Annotated in this window: 18 protein-coding genes and 2 pseudogenes; 12 read left to right on the top strand and 8 right to left on the bottom strand. The window is 73.1% G+C overall.

Going from position 1 to position 19,114, the window contains the following annotated elements; all coding sequences use genetic code 11:
* Positions 1-14 precede the first annotated feature (14 nt).
* Positions 15-662, top strand: coding sequence for a bifunctional 4-hydroxy-2-oxoglutarate aldolase/2-dehydro-3-deoxy-phosphogluconate aldolase (locus ABZ192_RS11330; RefSeq protein ID WP_356924258.1), 648 nt, complete (start codon positions 15-17; stop codon positions 660-662).
* Here ABZ192_RS11330 and ABZ192_RS11325 read toward each other — a convergent pair.
* The 3 genes from ABZ192_RS11325 to ABZ192_RS11315 are packed head-to-tail and all read right to left on the bottom strand — an operon-like array spanning position 637 to position 3,579.
* Entirely contained in the window at positions 637-1,965 is a 1,329-nt protein-coding gene (locus tag ABZ192_RS11325) for a bifunctional RNase H/acid phosphatase (RefSeq protein WP_356924257.1), read from the bottom strand. The two genes, ABZ192_RS11330 and ABZ192_RS11325, sit on opposite strands and share 26 nt — an antisense overlap.
* Before the next feature lie 19 nt (positions 1,966-1,984).
* Positions 1,985-2,728, bottom strand: a complete 744-nt coding sequence (locus tag ABZ192_RS11320) for a C4-type zinc ribbon domain-containing protein (protein ID WP_356924428.1) — start codon at positions 2,726-2,728, stop codon at positions 1,985-1,987.
* Positions 2,725-3,579 carry a Nif3-like dinuclear metal center hexameric protein gene (locus ABZ192_RS11315; protein ID WP_356924256.1) on the bottom strand — a complete coding sequence of 285 codons (855 nt, stop codon included), beginning with the start codon at positions 3,577-3,579 and terminating at the stop codon, positions 2,725-2,727. Before ABZ192_RS11315 ends, ABZ192_RS11320 begins: the two co-directional genes overlap by 4 nt.
* A gap of 199 nt (positions 3,580-3,778) precedes the next feature.
* Here ABZ192_RS11315 and ABZ192_RS11310 point away from each other — a divergent pair, with 199 nt between their 5' ends.
* Entirely contained in the window at positions 3,779-5,029 is a 1,251-nt protein-coding gene (locus ABZ192_RS11310; protein ID WP_356924255.1) for a hypothetical protein, read from the top strand.
* Positions 5,030-5,126: 97 nt separating this feature from the next.
* Positions 5,127-5,303, top strand: a complete 177-nt coding sequence (locus ABZ192_RS11305) for a hypothetical protein (protein ID WP_086565458.1) — start codon at positions 5,127-5,129, stop codon at positions 5,301-5,303.
* Positions 5,304-5,371: 68 nt separating this feature from the next.
* On the opposite strand, the gene ABZ192_RS11300 is transcribed toward ABZ192_RS11305, so the two are convergent.
* The 4 genes from ABZ192_RS11300 to ABZ192_RS11285 all read right to left on the bottom strand — a co-directional run bounded on the left by ABZ192_RS11300 (position 5,372) and on the right by ABZ192_RS11285 (position 9,174).
* Positions 5,372-6,319, bottom strand: a complete 948-nt coding sequence (locus ABZ192_RS11300) for a 3-oxoacyl-ACP reductase (protein WP_356924427.1) — start codon at positions 6,317-6,319, stop codon at positions 5,372-5,374.
* Positions 6,320-6,338: 19 nt separating this feature from the next.
* Positions 6,339-7,415 (bottom strand): Zn-dependent alcohol dehydrogenase, encoded by a 1,077-nt coding sequence (locus ABZ192_RS11295; protein WP_356924254.1) that lies wholly within the window; start codon positions 7,413-7,415, stop codon positions 6,339-6,341.
* Positions 7,416-7,446: 31 nt separating this feature from the next.
* Positions 7,447-8,304, bottom strand: coding sequence for a MaoC/PaaZ C-terminal domain-containing protein (locus tag ABZ192_RS11290; RefSeq protein ID WP_356924253.1), 858 nt, complete (start codon positions 8,302-8,304; stop codon positions 7,447-7,449).
* A 672-nt stretch (positions 8,305-8,976) separates the two neighbouring features.
* Positions 8,977-9,174, bottom strand: a complete 198-nt coding sequence (locus ABZ192_RS11285; RefSeq protein ID WP_356924252.1) for a hypothetical protein — start codon at positions 9,172-9,174, stop codon at positions 8,977-8,979.
* Between the two features lie 212 nt (positions 9,175-9,386).
* On the opposite strand from ABZ192_RS11285, the gene ABZ192_RS11280 reads away from it, so the two are divergent.
* From ABZ192_RS11280 to ABZ192_RS11270, 3 genes and pseudogenes are all read left to right on the top strand, one after another.
* Positions 9,387-10,610: a hypothetical protein gene (locus tag ABZ192_RS11280; RefSeq protein WP_356924251.1), complete on the top strand. Its 1,224-nt coding sequence runs from the start codon at positions 9,387-9,389 to the stop codon at positions 10,608-10,610.
* 41 nt (positions 10,611-10,651) lie between these two features.
* A pseudogene (locus ABZ192_RS11275) lies at positions 10,652-11,064 on the top strand (response regulator); the annotation flags it as partial.
* A gap of 172 nt (positions 11,065-11,236) precedes the next feature.
* Positions 11,237-11,391: pseudogene (locus ABZ192_RS11270) on the top strand (LuxR C-terminal-related transcriptional regulator); the annotation flags it as partial.
* Positions 11,392-11,431: 40 nt separating this feature from the next.
* Here the strand turns inward: ABZ192_RS11270 and ABZ192_RS11265 are convergent.
* A complete protein-coding gene (locus ABZ192_RS11265) occupies positions 11,432-12,859 on the bottom strand; it encodes an MFS transporter (RefSeq protein ID WP_356924426.1) in 1,428 nt (475 codons plus the stop codon).
* A 191-nt stretch (positions 12,860-13,050) separates the two neighbouring features.
* Between ABZ192_RS11265 and ABZ192_RS11260 the strand changes: the two genes are divergently transcribed.
* The 6 genes from ABZ192_RS11260 to ABZ192_RS11235 all read left to right on the top strand — a co-directional run bounded on the left by ABZ192_RS11260 (position 13,051) and on the right by ABZ192_RS11235 (position 19,074).
* On the top strand, positions 13,051-14,790 hold the full coding sequence (locus ABZ192_RS11260; protein ID WP_356924250.1) for an MFS transporter: 1,740 nt from the start codon (positions 13,051-13,053) through the stop codon (positions 14,788-14,790).
* A 90-nt stretch (positions 14,791-14,880) separates the two neighbouring features.
* Complete coding sequence (locus ABZ192_RS11255; RefSeq protein ID WP_356924249.1) at positions 14,881-15,531, top strand: class I SAM-dependent methyltransferase; 651 nt, start codon at positions 14,881-14,883, stop codon at positions 15,529-15,531.
* A gap of 115 nt (positions 15,532-15,646) precedes the next feature.
* Positions 15,647-15,934: a hypothetical protein gene (locus ABZ192_RS11250; protein WP_356924248.1), complete on the top strand. Its 288-nt coding sequence runs from the start codon at positions 15,647-15,649 to the stop codon at positions 15,932-15,934.
* 63 nt (positions 15,935-15,997) lie between these two features.
* Positions 15,998-16,963: an N-acetylmuramoyl-L-alanine amidase gene (locus ABZ192_RS11245; RefSeq protein WP_356924247.1), complete on the top strand. Its 966-nt coding sequence runs from the start codon at positions 15,998-16,000 to the stop codon at positions 16,961-16,963.
* 159 nt (positions 16,964-17,122) lie between these two features.
* On the top strand, positions 17,123-17,968 hold the full coding sequence (locus tag ABZ192_RS11240; protein ID WP_356924246.1) for a hypothetical protein: 846 nt from the start codon (positions 17,123-17,125) through the stop codon (positions 17,966-17,968).
* A 95-nt stretch (positions 17,969-18,063) separates the two neighbouring features.
* Positions 18,064-19,074 carry an LLM class F420-dependent oxidoreductase gene (locus ABZ192_RS11235; RefSeq protein WP_356924245.1) on the top strand — a complete coding sequence of 337 codons (1,011 nt, stop codon included), beginning with the start codon at positions 18,064-18,066 and terminating at the stop codon, positions 19,072-19,074.
* Positions 19,075-19,114 lie beyond the last annotated feature (40 nt).

Raw genomic sequence — 19,114 nt, 5'->3', positions numbered from 1 at the left:
GGCAGGATACGGCCATGTCCTCTCCCCTGCCCGCCTCCGTGCTGGACCTCGCGCCCGTCGTTCCCGTCGTCGTCATCGAGGATGCCGGTGACGCCGTGCCGTTGGCGCGGGCGCTGGTCGCCGGCGGGCTGCCGGCGATCGAGGTGACGTTGCGGACGCCGGCGGCGCTGGAGGCGATCCGCCGGATCGCCGGGCAGGTGCCGGAGGCGGTGGTCGGTGCCGGGACGGTGATCACCGCCGAGCAGGTCGCGGACACGGTGGCCGCGGGCGCCCGCTTCCTGGTCAGTCCCGGCTGGACGGACGTGCTGCTGGAGGCGATGCGGGGCTCCGGCGTGCCGTTCCTGCCGGGGGTGTCGACCACCTCGGAGGTCGTGGCGCTGCTGGAGCGCGGGGTGCGGGAGATGAAGTTCTTCCCGGCCGAGGCAGCGGGCGGTACGGCGTATCTGAAGTCGCTGGCGGGGCCGCTCCCCCAGGCCCGGTTCTGTCCCACGGGCGGGATCGGCCCGGCCTCCGCCCCGGACTACCTGGGCCTGCCCAATGTCGCCTGCGTGGGCGGGAGCTGGATGCTGCCGCAGGACGCGGTCGCGGCGCGCGACTGGGGCCGCATCGAGGTGCTGGCCCGTGAGGCGGCGGCGCTCAGCGCAGGTGGGACGTGTCGTTGAGGAGCCGGACGCTGGCGTTGCCGTCCGCGTAGTACGCGACGACCGACAGGGACGCCGCCGACAGTTCCATCCGGAACAGCGACTCCGGCGGGGCGCCGAGGGCGAGGCGGACGAGTGTCTTGATCGGGGTCACGTGCGTGACGAGCAGGACCGTGCGGCCCGCGTACGCCGCGACCAGCTTGTCGCGGGTGGCCGCGATCCGGGTGGCGGTGGCCGCGAAGCTCTCGCCGCCGCCGGTGGGTTCGGCGTCCGGGGAGGCCAGCCAGGCGTTCAGGTCGTCGGGGTGGCGCTCGCGCACCTCGGCGAAGGTGAGGCCCTCCCACGCGCCGAAGTCCGTCTCGCGCAGCCCGTCGTCGACGCTGACGTCCAGCCCGAGCCGGGCGGCGACGATCCCGGCGGTCTCCCGGGTACGGGCCAGCGGCGACGACACGATCGCCTGGATCGTGCCCCGCCGGGCGAGCAGGGCGGCGGCTCGCTCGGCCTGGTCCCTGCCGATGTCGGAGAGGGCGGGGTCGGAGCCCCCACTGCCGGAGAACCGCTTCTGCGGCGTCAACGGCGTCTCCCCGTGCCGCAGCAGCACGAAGGTGGCGGGAGCACCCATGTCGGCGGGCGCCCACCCCGGTGCGGCAACGGCCTTGGCGGCACGGGCGTCGGCATCGGCCTTGGCCTTGCCGGCGTCGGCGTCGGCGTCCGGCTGCTCCGTCACCCCGGGCACGGAACGCGGTGCGGGAGAAGAAGGTCCGGATTCCGGAGCCCTGCTGGCCACCAGGGCTTCGCGTGCCCTCGCGGCGCCCGCCGTCGCGTCCCCCGGTGGGCCCTGCGGTTCCGGCGGGGCGACAGTCGCTGCGGGCGTGTCGAGGTCCGCCGTCGAAGTCGAGGCCGACCACTGTTCTCCCCTGGCCCCGGCGTCCATCGCCTCGTTGGCCAGCCGGTCCGCGTGCTTGTTGCGCTCGCGTGGGATCCACTCGTACGTCACGCGCCCGGGCGGGAAGATCCGGGCCGCGTCCGCCGCCAGGGGCTTCATGTCGGGGTGTTTGATCTTCCAGCGGCCCGACATCTGCTCGATGACGAGCTTGGAGTCCATCCGGACGTGGACCGTCGCGGCCGGGTCCAGCTCGTGGGCGGCGCGCAGGCCGGCGAGGAGGCCGCGGTACTCAGCGACGTTGTTCGTGGCGACGCCGAGGTACTCGGCGGCCTCCCGCAGCGTCTCACCGGTCGCCGCGTCGCTCACCACGGCCCCGTAGCCCGCGGGCCCCGGGTTGCCCCGCGACCCGCCGTCGGCCTCGACGATGAACTCCCGCACCGGACAGGCTCCCCGCGGCCTAGATACCGGACTCGGACGTGCGCACCAGGATGCGGCGGCAGTTCTCGCAGCGGATCACCGTGTCGGGCGCCGCGCTGCGGATCTCGCTCAGCTCCGTGATGGCGAGCTCCTGCCGACAGCCCTGGCAGCTGCGCGCGTACAGCTTCGCCGCGCCGACGCCGCCCTGCTGCTCGCGCAGCTTCTCGTAGAGCTTGAGCAGGTCGGCGGGGATCGACCCGGCGATGACCTCGCGCTCCTTGGTGACCGTGGCGATCTCGCCGTCGATCTCCTCGAAGGCCGCGTCACGGCGCGCGGTCGCGTCGTCGATCTTCGCCTCGACGGAGCCGACCCGCTCGGTCAGCTCGGCGACCCGCTGCTGGGCGGACTCCCGGCGCTCCATGACCTCCAGCACCACGTCCTCCAGATCACCCTGCCGCTTGGCGAGCGAGGCGATCTCGCGCTGGAGGTTCTCCAGGTCCTTGGGGGAGGTGACGGCACCGGAGTCCAGGCGCTGCTGGTCGCGGGCGGCACGCTGGCGCACCTGGTCCACGTCCTGCTCGGCCTTGGTCTGCTCGCGTGCGGTGTCGCTCTCCTCGGTCTGCGCGGCCACGAGCAGGTCGCGCAGCTGGGTGTGGTCCTTGGTCAGCGACTCGATCTCGGCGTGCTCGGGCAGCGACCTCCGCCGGTGGGCCAGCTGCTGGAGGCGGACGTCGAGGTCCTGGACGTCGAGGAGTCGGATCTGGTCGGCGGGCTCGGCGTTCAGTTCGGGGCTCCCAGGGGGTCAGAAGTGGTAGAGGCCGCGTGGGCGGTCCACGGGTCGGTGACCGTCTTCGAGACGTGGACGCGCAGGTCCCATCCGTGGCGGTCGGAGATCTCGTCGAGCTGGCTCGCGGCCAGCTCGCACCAGGGCCACTCGGTGGCCCAGTGCGCCGCGTCGAGCAGCGCGAGGGGGCTGTGGGCGCGGGCCTCGGAGACGGGGTGGTGGCGCAGGTCCGCCGTGAGGAAGGCGTCGACGCCCGCCGCGCGTACGTGGTCGAAGAGGCTGTCGCCGGAGCCGCCGCTGACGGCGACCGTGCGGACGAGCGCCTCGGGGTCGCCGGCGACCCGGATGCCCTGCGCGGTGGCGGGCAGCCGCTCGGCGGCGCGGGCGGCGAACTCGCGGACGGTCAGGGGGTGGTCCAGGACGCAGACGCGGCCCAGGCCCCGGCGGCCCTCGGGGTCGGTGGGGTCCGGTACGAGCGGCCCGGTGACCCTGAGGTCCAGGGCGCCCGCGAGGGCGTCGGAGACGCCGGGGTCGGCGCTGTCGGCGTTGGTGTGGGCGACGTGCAGCGCGATGTCGTTCTTGATGAGCGTGTGGACGACACGGCCCTTGAAGTGGGAGGCCGCGACCGTCGTCGTGCCGCGCAGATAGAGCGGGTGGTGGGTGACGAGCAGGTCGGCGCCCAGCTTCACCGCCTCGTCGACGATCTCCTGGACCGGGTCGACGGCGAACAGCACGCGCGTGACCTGCTGGTCCGGGTCGCCCGCGACGGTGCCGACCGCGTCCCAGGACTCGGCCCGCTCGGCGGGCCACAGGCTCTCCAGCTCGGCGATGACTTCAGACAGACGGGGCACGGGTGCAAGGCTACCCGTCTGATCTGTGCCGTTGAACCGCCACCGCCGCTACCCGCCCGCCCTCGCCCCGCTCAGCACAATCGCCCCCTCCTCCTCAGGCGAATCGTTCCTGGAACACCCTTATGTGTGAAGTCGGGTGCCTGCGGATTCCCCGGCTGCGCGTGCGAAAACTACGTTCGTCACTGGAGGTGACCGAACGATGACAGCGTGTGCGATCGAGCCTTCGGTGGGACACGAGGACGACGAGGCCGCGCCGGCAGGATGCACATTCACCGCGGACGGCGCCTACGCCGCACGCCTCGCGTCGGCCGGCGACTCCTGGTTCCCCGAGCGCTGGACCCTGGACGGCCCCGAGCCGTACGCGGTACCCCTGCCCCGCAACCAGCCGGAGGAACCCGGCACCGAGGTGCAGCCGATGGGTGACGGGCGGGTCCTCATCCACCGTCTGGTGGCCGGGCGGCACGCCTTCTCGCTGCTGTACCCGACCGGGCCCGGCACCGGCGAGGTGCCCCTGGGCGTGGTGGAGTGCCCGGACGACACGGCCCGGCTGCGGCTGCTGCCGCCCGCCCCCGGCGGCGAGCGGGCGTACGCCCTGTCCGTCGGCCCGCGCGCGACGACGGTGTGGCTGGTGGCGGGCGGTGCCTTCGGGCCCGAGCGGCTGGCCGAAGTGCCCGGCCGCTGCTCGGGAGGGGTCTGGCTGGACGGTACGGGGCGGCTGCTGGCCCTGGACCGGGAGACCGGCGGGCGCACCAAGGCCGTCGTGGTGGACCTGGAGCGCGGCGGAGAGGTGTCGCCCCTGCTGCAGATCGCCGCCGACAGCGACGACCGGCTGCTGCTCGCCGACCACGACAGCGGGCTGCTGCTGATCCGCTCGGACGCGCCCTCGCCGGGGCGGAATCGGCTGGGCTGGGGTGTCCTGGGCAGCACCCTGCCGGTGCGCTTCCCGGAGTGCCTGCGGCTGCCGGACTGCACCGTCACGCCGTTCGCGATCCAGCCGGGGCAGATGCTGACGCCGGAGACCTGTGCGGTGGCGCTGCGCGTCGACGGGCCGCGCGGCAGTTGGGTCGGCGTGTGGCGGCCGGCCGAGCGCCGCGTGCACCACCTCCCGGCGCCCGAGGGGTGGCTGGTGGGCGCCGGCCTGTGGACGCCGGACGGGGTGCTGCGGCTGCCGTACGCGACGGAGGCCGTGCCGTGCGGCGTGGCACAGGTGAGCCCGCCCGCGGCCGTACCGCCCGAGCCCGGCGCGTCCCCGGTGACAGGCCATCCCCCGGAACCGGCGCCCCCGGCCGCGGAAACCTCTGAGACGCCTCCGCAGCCGGCACAGCCCGCACCACCCGAACAACCCTCACGACCCACTCCACCAGCCGATCCCGCTCCGCCCCCGGCCCCCGCCGCCCCCCGCCCGGTCCCGCTGCAAGAGGCGCCGTTGGGACGGCTTGTAACGAACTAGTGCCGGTTGGCGTGGCCGCCTGGATCCGGGGTGCGGGGGGCCGGTTAAACTCGCCCGGCTGTTTGAAAGATCATGTTGACGGGGTGAATTCCATCCGATGAGCGACGCCAGCACCAACCAGCTGCACACTGCCGACGTCCAGGAGACCGCCGCCGGCCACGGCCGGCACCGCGGCGAGATCTCCACGCAGGTCGGCGAGACGGCTCCGCGCGGCCGCCACCGCAAGCCGGTGGCGGAGACCGAGCGGACCGAACGCACCGAGACCGCGGCCTGACGGAACGTCAGTGTCCGGATGAGCGAACGGCCCCACCCTCTCTGTGACGGGTGGGGCCGTTTCCGTTCTCAGCCGCGTTTCAGCCCCAGTACCTCCGCCGCCGCGAACGTCTCCCCCGCCGGCCGGTCCGCGTAGTACGGCCCGAGGACGGCCTCCAGTTCCTCGTACGTGAAGGTGTCCTGCTTGCTGTCGAACCGGGCGGCGACCCGCGGCCGTTCGACGACGGCCACCATGCCGCCGTGCACCACGAGGAGCTGTCCGTTCACGTGCCCCGCGGCGGGTGAGGCCAGATAGCCGACCAGCGGGGCGACGTGCTCGGGGGCGAGCGGGTCGAGGCCGCTGCCGGGGGGCTGTTCGACGCCCGCGAAGACGTCCTCGGTCATCCGGGTGCGGGCGCGCGGGCAGATCGCGTTGGCCGTGACGCCGTACTTGCCGAGGGCGAGGGCCGTGGAGGTGGTCAGGCCGACGATCCCGCCCTTGGCGGCGGCGTAGTTGGGCTGCCCGGCGGAACCGGCGAGGAACGCCTCGGAGGAGGTGTTCACGATCCGCCCGTACACCGGCTCCCCGGCCCGCTTGGACCGTTCCCGCCAGTGGGCGGCGGCGAACCGGGTGGTGTTGAAGTGCCCCTTGAGGTGCACGCGGAGGACGGCGTCCCACTCCTCCTCGGCCATCGAGAACACCATGCGGTCGCGCAGGATGCCCGCGTTGTTGACGAGGATGTCGAGCTTGCCGAACGCGGCGACGGCCGACTCGACGAGCCCGCGGGCCTGCTCGAAGTCGGAGACGTCGCCGGTGTGCGCGAGTGCGGTCCCGCCGGCCGCCCGTATCTCGGCGACGACCTCCTCGGCGGGCCCGGCCGATGCCTCGCCGGTGCCGTCGCGGCCGGGCCGCCCGTAGTCGTTGACGACGACGGCGGCGCCGAGCCGGGCAAGTTCCAGCGCCTCGGCCCGGCCGAGCCCGCGGCCCGCGCCCGTGACGATCGCGGACAGTCCCTTCAACGGCAGCGGCAGGGGCAGCGGCATGGCTGTGTCCTCCTCACATCTCGATGCACGTGCGCAGGGCGGTCCCGGTCCGCATCTGGTCCAGGGCCTCGTTGATGTCGGCGAAGGGGACCCGGTGGGTGATCAGGCCCGCCAGGTCGACGCGGCCCGCGCGCCACAGGGCGATGGTGCGTTCGTAGGAGCGCAGGATGTCCCCGCCGCCGTACATGGACGGCAGGATGCGCTTCTCGTCGAAGAACAGCTCGAACATGTTCAGCTGGAGGACGTCGTCCATGGCGCCCGCGCCGACCACGACGAGGGTGCCGCCGCGCCGGGTGTTCTCGTAGGCGGCGCGCGCCGTGGCGGACTTGCCGACGACCTCGAAGACGTAGTCGAAGCCCTCGCCGCCGGTGATCTGCTGCTTGGCGTCGGGCAACTCGTCGGGCGAGACGGCCTTCGTGGCGCCGAACCGCAGGGCTGCCTCGCGCCGCGTTTGGACCGGGTCGACGGCGACGATCTCGGCGGCCCCGCGCAGCCGGGCCCCCTGGATCACGGAGATGCCGACCCCGCCGCACCCGATGACCGCCACCGACGAACCGGCCTCCACGTCGGCCGTGTTGAGCGCGGCGCCCAGTCCGGTCGTCACGCCGCAGCCGATGAGGGCGGCGATGTCGAAGGGCACGTCGTCGGGTATCGGGACCGCGCACCCGGCGTCGACGACGACCTCCTCGGTGAAGGTGCCCGTGCCGGCCATGCCGAAGACGTCCCCGGCGGGCCGCCTGAAGTTGGGGGTGCCCGCGTTCATGAACCCGGCCAGGCACAGCTCGGTCTGTCCGCGCTTGCAGGCGGGGCAGGCGCCGCAGGCCGGCAGCCAGCACACGACGACCCGGTCACCGGCCGCCAAGTGGCCGACCCCTTCGCCGACTTCGAGGATCTCGCCCGCCCCTTCGTGCCCGGGCACGAACGGCCCGGGCTGCGGCAGCACGCCGCTCATCGCGGACAGGTCCGAGTGGCACAGCCCCGCGGCGCGCACCCGGATCCGCACCTTGCCGGGGCCGAACCCCACCGCCTCGACGTCGTCGAGGACCTCCAGCTTGTCCTGGCCGATCTCGTGCAGTACGGCTGCGCGCATGGTGCGGCTCCCCTCGTACGGCGTGTGGGACTCAGGTGTGTGCGACGACGGTGTCGGCGAGGACGGGCGCGTCGTCCCTCTCGACGGCACTGACGGCGACCCGGACCTCGCCGTCCAGGCGCCACATGCGGATGCGCAGCGTCTCGCCCGGATACACGACGCCGGCGAACCGGGTGGCGTACGAGCGGACCCGGGTCACGTCCCCGTCGAGCAGCGTGGCCACGACCGCCTTGAGCGTCATGCCGTAGGTGCACAGCCCGTGCAGGATGGGCCGGTCGAATCCGGCGCGCTTGGCGAACTCGGGGTCGGCGTGCAGCGGGTTCCAGTCCCCGGACAGCCGGTACAGCAGGGCCTGGTCCTCGCGGACGTGCCGTTCGACGACCCGGTCCGGCTCGCCCGCGGGCGGATCGAGCCGGGTGGACGGACCCCGGTCGCCGCCCCAGCCGCCCTCTCCCCGGACGTAGATCTGCGCGTCGTTGGTCCACAACGGGCCGTCGTCGTCGCCGACTTCGGTGCGCATGACGAGGACGGCCGCCTTGCCCTTGTCGTACACGGCGGCGATCCGGCCGGTGGCGGTCGCGCGGCCCCGGGCCGGGATGGGGCGGTGGACCTGGAGGCTCTGCCCGCCGTGGAGGACGCGGGCGAGGTCGACGTCGACACCGGGCATGGACAGGCCGCTGATCACGCCGGGGGATCCGGCACCGGCGACGGTGGCGAAGCTCGGCAGGACGTGCAGCCGGGACTCCAGGGTGTAGCGCAGCTCGTCGGGGTCGGTGGCGGGGAGGCCCGCGCCGATGCCGAGGTGGTAGAGCTGCACGTCCTTGTGGTCCCAGGAGAGCTCGCCGGTCCGGGGTTCGGCGGCGAGCGCCTTGGCTGCGTCGATGGGCATGGGGCTCCTGATCGCCGTGGGAAGGCCACCGTGGGAAAGACCACCGTGGCAAAAGACCTCGGCACGGCCGTCCGCACCGTCGGCCGCGCCGAGGCCGTCTGCGGCCGAACTGGAACGCGTTCCAGTCCTGCGCCCTCTGTATAGCCCAGGCCCCCGCACTTGTGAAGCCTCCTGACACTGTGTCAGATCGCCGCTCCGGGTGGGACGCGGCCCATGACATTTGTCCTGCCGAAGTCCGTACAACCGCATCTGCCGCCCGGCCCCGGCGGATCCGTAGCGTTCTGCCCTGACACGCAGACCACTGTCGTACCGCCGCGGCGCGGCGGACGTCTGATCGGTGGCGGGGACATGTCCTGGACACAGAAGGTCAGGTGCCATGTGCGGGCGGTCCCGGGGGGCCGCCCGGAGAGGGGGCGAGTTTCCCGAGCACCCCGGTCCGCCGCCCAGCGGGTTCACCCTGCTGCCGTGGCTGCTGCTGGGGATGGGCGCCTTCTCCAACCTCTTCCAGGACCGGACGCCGAACCCGTGGATCGGCGCGCTGGGGCTGCTCACCTTCAACTCGCTCTACATCTACGTGGCGTTCCGCGCGTTCCGCAGGGAGACGCGCGAGGCCCGCTCCACGCAGGTGGCCCTCGCCCTGCTGGCGGCCGTGACCTGCTCGCTCGCCGCCGGCTACGGCGGCACCTGGCTGCTGCTCTTCCCCCTGCTCGGCCTCGCGACGGGCGCGGCCCTGCGCATGTCACACCTGCGGTCCGCCGGTACGGCGGTGGCGGTGCTGGCAGGTGCGGTGTCCTGGTTCCACGACGGCTGGGGCGGCCTCCACACCGCGTACGCCACGTGGATCTCGACGATGGTGACGGCGGCGATCATGCGGCGAGGCGGCGGGCCGGGAACCGGCGGCCGGCCCGCAACCCGGCCCGGAGGCCGGTTGACCGCCGCCCCGGCGACCAGGGGGCGGGACGCGCAACGGCCCGCGGGGACGTGTACGTTGGCCGGTGGTCCGCGCGCGCCACACGTACACGTACCGCCCATAGACCCGTACGCGTCGACGGCGCCGGCAACGGCTAGGGAAAATGGAGCACATGGCACGCGTCGCCGTCATCACCGCGCCGAACATCGGGTACCGCAACACCGGCATGCTGACCGTCGACTTGGCGTTCGAGTCCCTGCGGCGGCGGATGGCCCCCGAGACCGACGCCACCTGGTACACCCTGCACACGCCGGAGACCGTGCCGCTGCGCGAGTGCGCGCGAGGCACAGAGCTGCCGTTCCGCTTCCACCCCCTCGCCGAGCACCTCGACTCGCTCCGGGATCACGACGCGGTCGTCTTCTGGGGCGACTTCCTCCACACCCGGCACTACCTGGAGCAGGACGCGACGAACCGCCTGCTCGACTTCGGTTTCGCCGAGGACCGGGCGGCCGCCCGCAACCTGCTCAACCGCACCCTGCTGTTCGCGGACCAGCCGGACGACCTCCTCGCGCGCACCCTCAGCTACGGCGGGACGATCCTGCACAACTCCCAGTCCGACTACGAGGACAAGGAGTACGGCCCCCTGTTCTCACGCCTGGTGACGCGAAGCCGCCGCGTCTGGGTGCGGGACCCGCTCTCGGCGGCGAAGATCGCGCATCTGCGCGGGGACCGTACGACCGACCACTTCGGTTCGGACGCGGCGCTGCTGTCCCGCCCGGGCGACCTCGACCACCTCGCGACGACGGAATGGTCCCGGGCGGTCCCGGACGGCGGTGCGATCGGTGTGTTCCTCGGTGCGCGGACGCCGATCCCCGAGTGGCTGCCCGCCTTCTGCCAGGACCTGTCCGAGCGTCTGGGCGCCCCGCTGGAATGGCTGCCCTGGTTCGACCGGGACGTCCCCGCTCCGGTCGGTCACATCGCGCAGCGCCCGGGGCGGCACACCATCGGCGACCTGGTGCGGGTCCTGCCCCGCTACCGCCTGGTCATCACGGACACCTACCACCTGGCCGTCAACGCCTGGGGCGCCGGCACGCCCGCGGTGTGCGTGGGCGCGCCCGAGCCGACCCCCAAGACCCACGACGACTACCTGACGCTGAGCGATGTGAAGAAGCACGTCTTCCACATGGCCTACGACGCGACGGACTTCTACCTGTCCACCCAGGAAGGACACCGGCACAGCAGCGGCCGGCTCGACCGGCTGGTCCCGCTCCTCGAGGGCGGCGGCGCCGCCGCCGTGGCGGCGCGCATCCGTGCTCACGCCGACCACTCGGCGACGGCGTTCACCGAGACGCTGGCCTCGGTGCTCGACGCGCCCCGCCCTCCCCTCGGCCCGTGACCGACAGCCCCCTCCGCGTGCTGCTCGCGGAGGACCAGGGCATGCTGCGCGGTGCCCTCGCGCTGCTGCTCGGCATGGAGGACGACATCGAGGTCGTCGCCCAGGTGGGGGCCGGTGACGCGATCCTGGACACGGCGCTCGCCCACCGCCCCGACGTCGCGCTCCTCGACATCGAACTCCCGGGAAAGAGCGGCTGGACGCGGCCGCCGAACTGCGCGCACGGGTGCCCGACTGCCGGGTGCTGATCCTCACCACGTTCGGCCGTCCCGGCTGTCTGCGCCGCGCCCTGGAAACCGGGGCCACCGGTTTCCTCGTGAAGGACGGCCCCGTGGAGGAACTCGCCGCCGCGATCCGCCGCGTCCTGGCCGGCGAGACGGTCGTCGACCCGGCCCTCGCCACGGCCGCGCTCAGCGCCGGCCCCAACCCCCTCACCGCACGCGAGAGCGACGCCCTCTAGGTGTATTGATCACGAGCGTTGTTGACAGTTGCCGGGCGCAGGCCCTCGTACTGGTTGTACGCGGGTGGCCGCCCGGTGCGGCGAGTGGGGACACCTCCCACACCCTTAAGACAATGGGGGAGCGTGCATGGCGTCGCGGGGCAGGCGGGAATTTGACGACAGGGCCCAGGCCTCCGCGGACGGCGCGACGGTCACGGACATCGCCGCCCGACTCCACCTCTCGCAGTCCGCCGTCCGCAACTACCTCTCCTCCGCCATCGGCAAGACGGGCACCCGCAACCGCACGGAGGCCCTGCGCGAGGCCGCCGCCAGGGCTGGCTGTGAGAGCTCAGCCGGACCGACGCCACGCTCCGGTTCGCCGGTCCTACCGCTCGTCCGCCGTCCGAGGCAGCCAGCCCCACATGAGCAGCACGCCCGCCGCCAGCACCCCGGCCCCCACCCGGAACGCCAGCGCATACCCCTCCGTCAGCGCCGCCGGTGTCCCGCTGCCCGCCGATCGGGTCGCCGCCAGTGTCGACAGGACCGCAAGGCCCAGTGAACCGCCCATCGTGCGGGAGGTGTTGACGAGGCCGGACACCAGTCCGGCCTCCTCGGGCGGCGCGCCGGACGTGGCCACGGAGGCCAGCGGGGTCGCCGCCAGTCCCGCGCCGAGCATCATCAGGACTCCGGGGATCAGGATCGTCGTCGCGTACGCGCCCTCGGGGGTCATCGTCGACTGCCAGGCGAAGCCGGCCACGGCGACCAGCGTGCCCAGCGCCGCCACGTTCCGCGGGCCCATCCTCCGCATGAGCCGGGGCGCGAGCTTGGAGGCGAAGATGACGGCCAGCGAGCTCGGGACCAGGGCGAGTCCGGCCTCCAGCGGGGTGTAGCCCAGGACGTTCTGCGCGTACAGGGTCATGAAGAACCACATGCAGAACATCGCGGACCCGCACAGGAACATCGCCACGTTCGCCGACGACACCGACCGCAGCCGCAGCAGCCCGAGCGGCATCAGCGGGCTCCGCGTCCGGGCCTCGACGGTGAGGAACAGCCCGATCAGCGCGAGCCCGGCGAGCAGCGGCAGCAGCGTGGCCTCCGCCGTCCAGCCCGCCGCCTCCGTCTGGGAGATGCCGTAGGCGAGCGTGCCGAGCCCGCCCGTGATGAGCAGCGCGCCCGGCAGGTCGAGCCGCCGCCCGTCCCCGGCCCTGCCCTCGGTGAGGAACCAGGCGGCCCCGCACAGCACGACCGCGCCCACGGGCACGTTGATCAGCAGCACCCACCGCCACGACAGCGTCTCCACCAGCAGCCCGCCGACCAGGCCGCCCGCCGCGCCGCCGCCGGCGCCGACCGCCGTCCAGGTCCCGATGGCCCGGGCCCGGGCGGCGCCCTCCGGCACCGAGGCGGTGAGGATCGTCAGCGTCGAGGGCGCCAGCACCGCCGCCCCGAGCCCCTGCGCGGCCCGCGCCACCAGCAGCTGCCAGTCGTCCTGCGCCAGTCCGCCCGCCAGCGAGGCCAGGGTGAACAGGCCGAGCCCGACGAGGAACATCCGCTTGCGGCCGTAGAGGTCTCCGGCCCGCCCGCCGAGCAGCATGAACCCGGCGAAGGCGATGGCGTAGGCGTTCACCACCCACTGCAGGCCCTGCTCGCTCAGTCCGAGCCCGGTCCGCATGGACGGCAGCGCCACGTTGACGACGGACACGTCCAGCACGACGAGGAACTGCCCGGCGCAGGTGAGCGCGATCACCAGCCAGGTGGGAGGCGCGGTACGGCGTGGCGTACGGGTCATTTCGGCGGCTTCGAGCATGGGTGTCATGCTCTCAACCACTCCAGGCTCCTTGCATCGGGATTTCGACCTAGGGCCACGGCATCCCAGGAGCCCATCCCAAGAGAAGGTCAAGATTTCGTTAGAGTGCCGAAGCAACGGAATAGTTGCCTACGCATACGAGGTTCACATCCCACGTAATCACGTGACACCCGAACCCCCCGGCCTGGAGGCCACCCTCAATGACGCAGACGACGACAGTCCGTCCCGCCGGCAGAGCGCGCGGGCCCGTGGTCCCGGTGCTCGCCTTCGCGGGCATCGTTGTCGCGGTGATGCAGACCCTGCTCGTCCCGGTCATCAAGGATCTGCCGCAACTGCTGGACACCGCCCCCAGCGACGCCACCTGGGTCCTGACCTCGACCCTCCTCTCGGGCGCGGTGGCCACCCCGATCATGGGCCGCCTCGGCGACCTCTACGGCAAGCGGCGCATGCTGATCACGAGTCTGGCGGTCATGGTCGTCGGCGCCCTGGTCAGCGCGTTCACCAGCGACCTGCTGCTCATGATCGCCGGCCGTACGCTCCAGGGCTTCGCGATGGGCGCCATCCCGCTCGGCATCGGCCTGATGCGCGACATGCTGCCCCGGGAGAAGCTCGGCTCGGCGATGGCCCTGATGAGCTCCTCCATAGGCGTCGGCGGCGGCCTCGCCCTGCCCGCCGCCGCCCTGGTCGCGCAGCACAGCGACTGGCACGCCCTGTTCTACGGCGCCGCCGGCCTCGGCGTCCTCGCCATCGCCCTCACCCTGCTCGTCGTGCCCGAGTCGCCGATGCGCGCCGAGGGCACCTTCGACCTGCCGGGCGCGATCGGCCTCTCCGCCGGCCTCGTGCTCTTCCTGCTGCCGATCACCAAGGGCAGCGACTGGGGCTGGACCTCCGGCACCACGCTCGGCCTGTTCGCCGCCGCCGCGGTCGTCCTGCTCCTGTGGGGCGTGATGGAACTGCGCGTCAAGGCCCCGCTGGTCGACCTGCGCACCACGGCCCGTCCGGCCGTCCTCTTCACCAACCTCGCCTCGATCATGGTCGGCGTCTCCTTCTACGTCGTCTCCCTGGTCCTCCCCCAGCTGCTCCAGCTGCCGAAGTCCACCGGCTACGGCCTCGGCCAGTCGATGGTCGTCGCGGGCCTGCTCGTCGCGCCGCTCGGCCTGACGATGATGCTCACCGCGCCCGTCTACGCCCGGCTGTCCGCGAAGTTCGGCCCCAAGGTCACCCTGATCCTCGGCCTGCTGATCATCGCGATCGGCTACGGCGCGGGCCTCGGACTGATGAGCGCCGCCTGGCAGAGCCTGGTCATCTCGGTCCTGCTGGGCGCGGGCATCGGCCTGGCCTACTCCTCGCTGCCCGCGCTGATCGTGGGCGCGGTCCCGGCCTCGGAGACGGGCGCCGCGAACGGTCTCAACACCCTGATGCGCTCCATCGGCACGTCCGTGTCGAGCGCCGTCATCGGCATGGTGCTGGCGAACACCGCGCACAACGTCGGCGGCGTCGAGATCCCGACCATGCACGGCTTCCGGCTCTCCTTCCTGATCGCGACCGGCGCGGTCGCCGTGGGCCTGCTCCTGGCCCTCTTCCTGCCGGGCCGCCGCCCGTCGGACAAGCCGCAGCTGCGCGCCAGCAGCGAGGAGGACGCCAACCTGGAGCGCGCCGAAGCGGTGCTGCGCGGCTTCCGCGGCCGCGTCCTGGCCGCTGACGGCACCCCGGTCGCCCGCGCCAAGGTCACGCTGATCGACCGCCGGGGCCGCCAGGCGGGCTCGACGCTCTCCGCCGAGGACGGCGCCTACGCCCTCACCGTCCCGGCCGGCGGCTCCTACGTCGTCGCCGCCCGCGCCACGGGCCACGCCCCGCTCGCCTCGTCGGCGACCCACACGGGCGACGAGCGGCCGGTCGACCTGGACCTGTCGCTGCCGGGCGAGACGGTCTCCGTCTGACCCCGCCGCCCACCCGGACCCCCTGTCACCCCCCGGCAGGGGGTCCGGCAGCATGGGCGCCCGGACCGTCGTACGACCGAGAGGAACCCCATGCCCACGGCCCCCGAGCCCGAGATCCTGGCCGCCTTCGAGGCGGCGAAGGGCTTCATGCCCGTGGGTGAGGGTCTGGCCCTGTACGCGGCGGCGGTGGAGGCCGGCCGGCTCGGTCTGCCGCTGCTGGAGGTCGGTACGTACTGCGGCCGCTCCACGGTCCTGCTCGCCGACGCGGCCCGCGAGGCCGGCGTCACCGCGCTCACCGTCGACCACCACCGGGGCAGCGAGGAGCAGCAGCCGGGCTGGGAATACCACGACCCGGAGACGGTCGACCCCGAGCTCGGCCTGATGGACACGCTGCCCACGTTCCGCCGCACCCTGCACAAGGCGGGCCTGGAGGAGCACGTGGTCGCCCTGGTCGGCCGCTCCCCGCAGATCGCGGCGATCTGGCAGACCCCTGTCGGATTCGTCTTCATCGACGGCGGCCACACCGACGAGCACGCCACCGCCGACTACGAGGGCTGGGCCCCGCACGTGGCCGAGGGCGGCCTGCTCGTCATCCACGACGTCTTCCCCGAGCCGGAGGACGAGTTCACCGGCCAGGCCCCGTACCGCGTCTACCTCCGGGCCCTCGCCTCCGGCGCGTTCACCGAGATCTCGGCGACGAACTCCCTGCGCGTCCTGCGGCGCACCGGCCCCGGCATCTAGGGCCTGTCATGAACGGCTGGGCGGGTGAACTGCGGCCCCTCCACCCCTTCCCGGTCGGCCCACGGGCGGCGTGGCGTGTCGGTGGGCGACCGCCGCTGCCCAAGGATCCGGGCGCGTGGCACACACCTTCGCAGAGCTCGTGGAGAAGCAGCGCGCGGCGGACGAGGCGTACGCCCGCGTGCGGCAACTGCAGGACGCGTACGGCCCGCCCACCCAGACCAAGTGGAGCGCCCAGCAGACCACCACCTGGGAGACCGCCTGGCGCGCCTGGCGCGACCTCGCCCGCGACGTCCAGGCGGCGGTGACCGCGTACGCGAAGCAGGAGGACACCCCGCGCCAGGAGATCGAGGCACGGGCGAAGGAGGCGGTACGGCACGGGGAGCCCCGCGGGAACGAGGAGTAGCCGCCACCCGGCCGGCCGTCCTCGACCCGCTGCCGCCCCGCGGCGGCCGCTAGGGTGGCACACGTGTCGTACGTAGGCCCGGACTTCGAACCTCCCCAGCCCCGCCGCCCCCGCCGCGGCCCCCTGACCGTCGCGCTCGCCGCGCTGGTGCCCGGGGCACTGCTCGGCTGGCTCGTGTACGAGACGGTGGGCGGCTCGGGGGACGACGGCGGCTCGGGCCGGGCGACCGTGCGGTCCTCCCCGCCCCCCGCGTCCTCCGCGTCGGGCACACCGACCGACGACACCAAGAATCCGAGCGCCTCGCCGTCGCGGAAACCGACGGCGTCCTCGACCTCCGCGCCCGCCCCGGCCTCCGGCCCGCTCAAGGGAAAGGTCGTCGTCATCGACCCCGGGCACAACCCGGAGAACTTCCAGCACGCCTCCGAGATCAACCGCAAGGTGAACATCGGGACGAACTGGAAGGAGTGCGACACCACGGGCACCTCCACCAACGACGGTTACACCGAGGCGAAGTTCACTCTGGACGTGGCGCACCGGATGCGCGCGCTCCTCGAAGAGCAGGGCGCCACGGTGAAGCTGACCCAGGACGGCGACCGGCCGTACGGCCCGTGCGTGGACGAGCGGGCCCGGATCGGCAACGAGGCGAAGGCCGACGCCGTGGTCTCGGTCCACGCGGACGGCTCGGGCGCCGGCAACCGCGGCTTCCACGTCATCCTGCCCGGCGCGGTCCACGCGGGCGCCGCCGACACCCGCGCGATCGTCGCCCCCTCCCGCGACCTCGGCGAGCGCGTCGCGGGCCGCTTCGTCGCCGTCACCGGCAGCGCGCCGTCCAACTACATCGGCGACGGCACGGGACTCGTCACGCGTAGGGACCTGGGCGGTCTCAATCTGTCAACGGTTCCCAAGGTGTTCATCGAGTGCGGCAACATGCGCGATAGCAAGGACGCGGCGCTGCTGACCAGTGGCGCGTGGCGGCAGAAGGCGGCGCAAGGGATCTCTGAGGGAATCGTGAGTTTCCTGCACGGGTAGCTCTCGGCGGGCCGTTCCGGTCGGACACCCTGGTCGGGCGGACGATAGGGTCCGTTCGTACGATGAGGGGTCACCCCCGCGCTTCACACCGGGGCCTGACGGCGACATGGTGGCAGCGACGCCTCTACCGACGATGAGACGACCTACGAAGGACCTGAAGTGAATATCCGCTCCCTCACTCGAGGCGACGGCGTGGTGATCGGAGCAGCGGTGTTGCTGTTCATCGCGTCGTTTCTCGACCTCTACTCGCTCGATGGTGTCCCTGACAGCGCCGACCTCCCCAGTCTGTGGGCAAGCGGGCCGGTCGTTCTCAGTGTCGTTCTCGCGGGGATCATCGGCGCCGCGCTCGTCATCGTCACCCGCAGTCTGCCGCAGGTCCCGAAGATCGCGGGCCTCGACCTGGCCCAGCTCGGCGTCGCCCTCACGGTGTTCGCCGCGTGGAGCGCACTGGGCAACGTCTTCGACCCGGCCGGCGGAGGCGACAACTTCGAGGGCAGCACCTCCGACGGTCCCAGCGCCGGCCTCGGCCTGACCCTCGCCCTCGTCGCCACGCTGCTCCTGGCCGCCGCCGCGATCGCCACCCCCCTCGTCCCGGCCCTCAAGGGCGCCCTCATCCCCGCCCCGCGCCCGGCCGCTCCGCAGCCCTACGGCGCCCAGCCCCCCGGCGGTTACGGCTACCCGGGCGCCCAGCAGCCGGGTGGCTACGGGCACCCGCAGCCGGGACAGCCCGGGCCCGGGCAGCCGGGGCAGCCCTACGCCGGGCAGCCTCAGCCCCAGCAGGCCCAGGCGCCGCAGCCCCCGGCCGGGGACTTCTCGCCGTTCTGGTTCGCGGTGCCGGTGCCTCGGCCGCTGTTCGCCGAGGACGGTTCGCCGACGCCGATCGCCGAACTCGCCCCGGGTACCTGGTACCTGGCGGTCGAGCAGCGCGGCGCGGCCCTGGTCGCCCAGACGCAGGACGGCCGCCGCGGTGTCCTGCAGGACACGTCGGGCATCCAGCGCGGCTGAGCCCTGAACGACGTACGGCCCCTCGCCCTTCCGGGTGGGGGGCCGTTGTCGTACAGTCGTCGCCCACGTAGCTGACAAGCCGTCAGGAGGCAGGTGTGCGGCTCGGTCTCGCCCTCGGTTACTGGGGTCGCGGCCCCTCCCCCGGCCATGTGCCGCTTGCGCAGGAGGCCGAGCGGCTGGGCTACGACTCGGTGTGGACGGCCGAGTCGTGGGGCTCGGACGCGTTCACCCCGCTGGCCTGGATCGCCGCCCACACCTCCACCATCAAGGTGGGCACGGCGGTCGCCCAGATGGCGGCCCGCCCGCCGACCACCACCGCCATGCACGCCCTCACCCTCGACCATCTCTCCGGCGGGCGCATGATGCTGGGCCTGGGCCTTTCCGGCCCGCAGGTCGTGGAGGGCTGGTACGGCCGCCCGTTCCCGAAGTCGCCGCTGACCGCCACCCGCGAGTACGTCGACGTCGTACGGCAGGTGCTGCGGCGCGAGGCGCCGGTCGAACTGGCCGGCCGTTTCCACGCCCATCCCTACCGGGGTCCCGACGCCACGGGCCTCGGCAAGCCCCTCAAGCCGATCACCCACCCCCTCCGCCCGCACCTGCCGGTCCTGCTCGGCGCGGAAGGACCGAAGAACGTCGCCCAGACGACCCGGATCGCCGACGGCTGGCTGCCGCTGTACTGGTCGCCGACGCGGCCGGAGGTGTACGGCCCCGCGCTGCGCGACCTTCCCGACGGCTTCCTCGTCGCCCCCCTGACCCAGGTCCGGCTCTGCGACGACGTCGCCGAGGGCCTGTTGCCCGTCAAGGCCATGCTCGGCTTCTACATCGGCGGCATGGGACACGCGGCCCGCAACTTCCACGCCGACCTCATGGCCCGCATGGGGTACGAGGAGGAGGCCCGCCGGATCCAGGAGTTGTTCCTGTCCGGCCGCCGGGAGGAGGCCGTCCTGGCCGTGCCGGACGCCTTCGCCGACGAGATCTCGCTGGTCGGTCCGCGCCAACGCATCGCCGAACGGCTGGAGTTGTGGCGCAAGGGCCCGGTGACGGACCTGCTGGCGCTGGCGCCGGACCGGGAGACGCTGCGCGTGCTCGCGGAGTTGAACGCCTGAGCGAATTTCCGCACGTACGGGTTTCATCCAGACTTCAAGG

Source organism: Streptomyces sp. NPDC006235, from assembly GCF_040613735.1.
GTDB lineage: Bacteria > Actinomycetota > Actinomycetes > Streptomycetales > Streptomycetaceae > Streptomyces.
This window is presented reverse-complemented; position numbering and strand designations above follow the sequence as displayed.

Coding starts and splice junctions, on each gene's coding strand:
- ABZ192_RS11330 (WP_356924258.1), top strand. CDS start 15: ATGTCCTCTCCCCTGCCCGCCTCCGTGCTGGACCTCGCGCCCGTCGTT.
- ABZ192_RS11310 (WP_356924255.1), top strand. CDS start 3,779: ATGACAGCGTGTGCGATCGAGCCTTCGGTGGGACACGAGGACGACGAG.
- ABZ192_RS11305 (WP_086565458.1), top strand. CDS start 5,127: ATGAGCGACGCCAGCACCAACCAGCTGCACACTGCCGACGTCCAGGAG.
- ABZ192_RS11295 (WP_356924254.1), bottom strand. CDS start 7,415: ATGCGCGCAGCCGTACTGCACGAGATCGGCCAGGACAAGCTGGAGGTC.
- ABZ192_RS11290 (WP_356924253.1), bottom strand. CDS start 8,304: ATGCCCATCGACGCAGCCAAGGCGCTCGCCGCCGAACCCCGGACCGGC.
- ABZ192_RS11285 (WP_356924252.1), bottom strand. CDS start 9,174: ATGATCGCCGCCGTCACCATCGTCGAGATCCACGTGGCGTACGCGGTG.
- ABZ192_RS11280 (WP_356924251.1), top strand. CDS start 9,387: ATGGCACGCGTCGCCGTCATCACCGCGCCGAACATCGGGTACCGCAAC.
- ABZ192_RS11265 (WP_356924426.1), bottom strand. CDS start 12,859: ATGACACCCATGCTCGAAGCCGCCGAAATGACCCGTACGCCACGCCGT.
- ABZ192_RS11260 (WP_356924250.1), top strand. CDS start 13,051: ATGACGCAGACGACGACAGTCCGTCCCGCCGGCAGAGCGCGCGGGCCC.
- ABZ192_RS11255 (WP_356924249.1), top strand. CDS start 14,881: ATGCCCACGGCCCCCGAGCCCGAGATCCTGGCCGCCTTCGAGGCGGCG.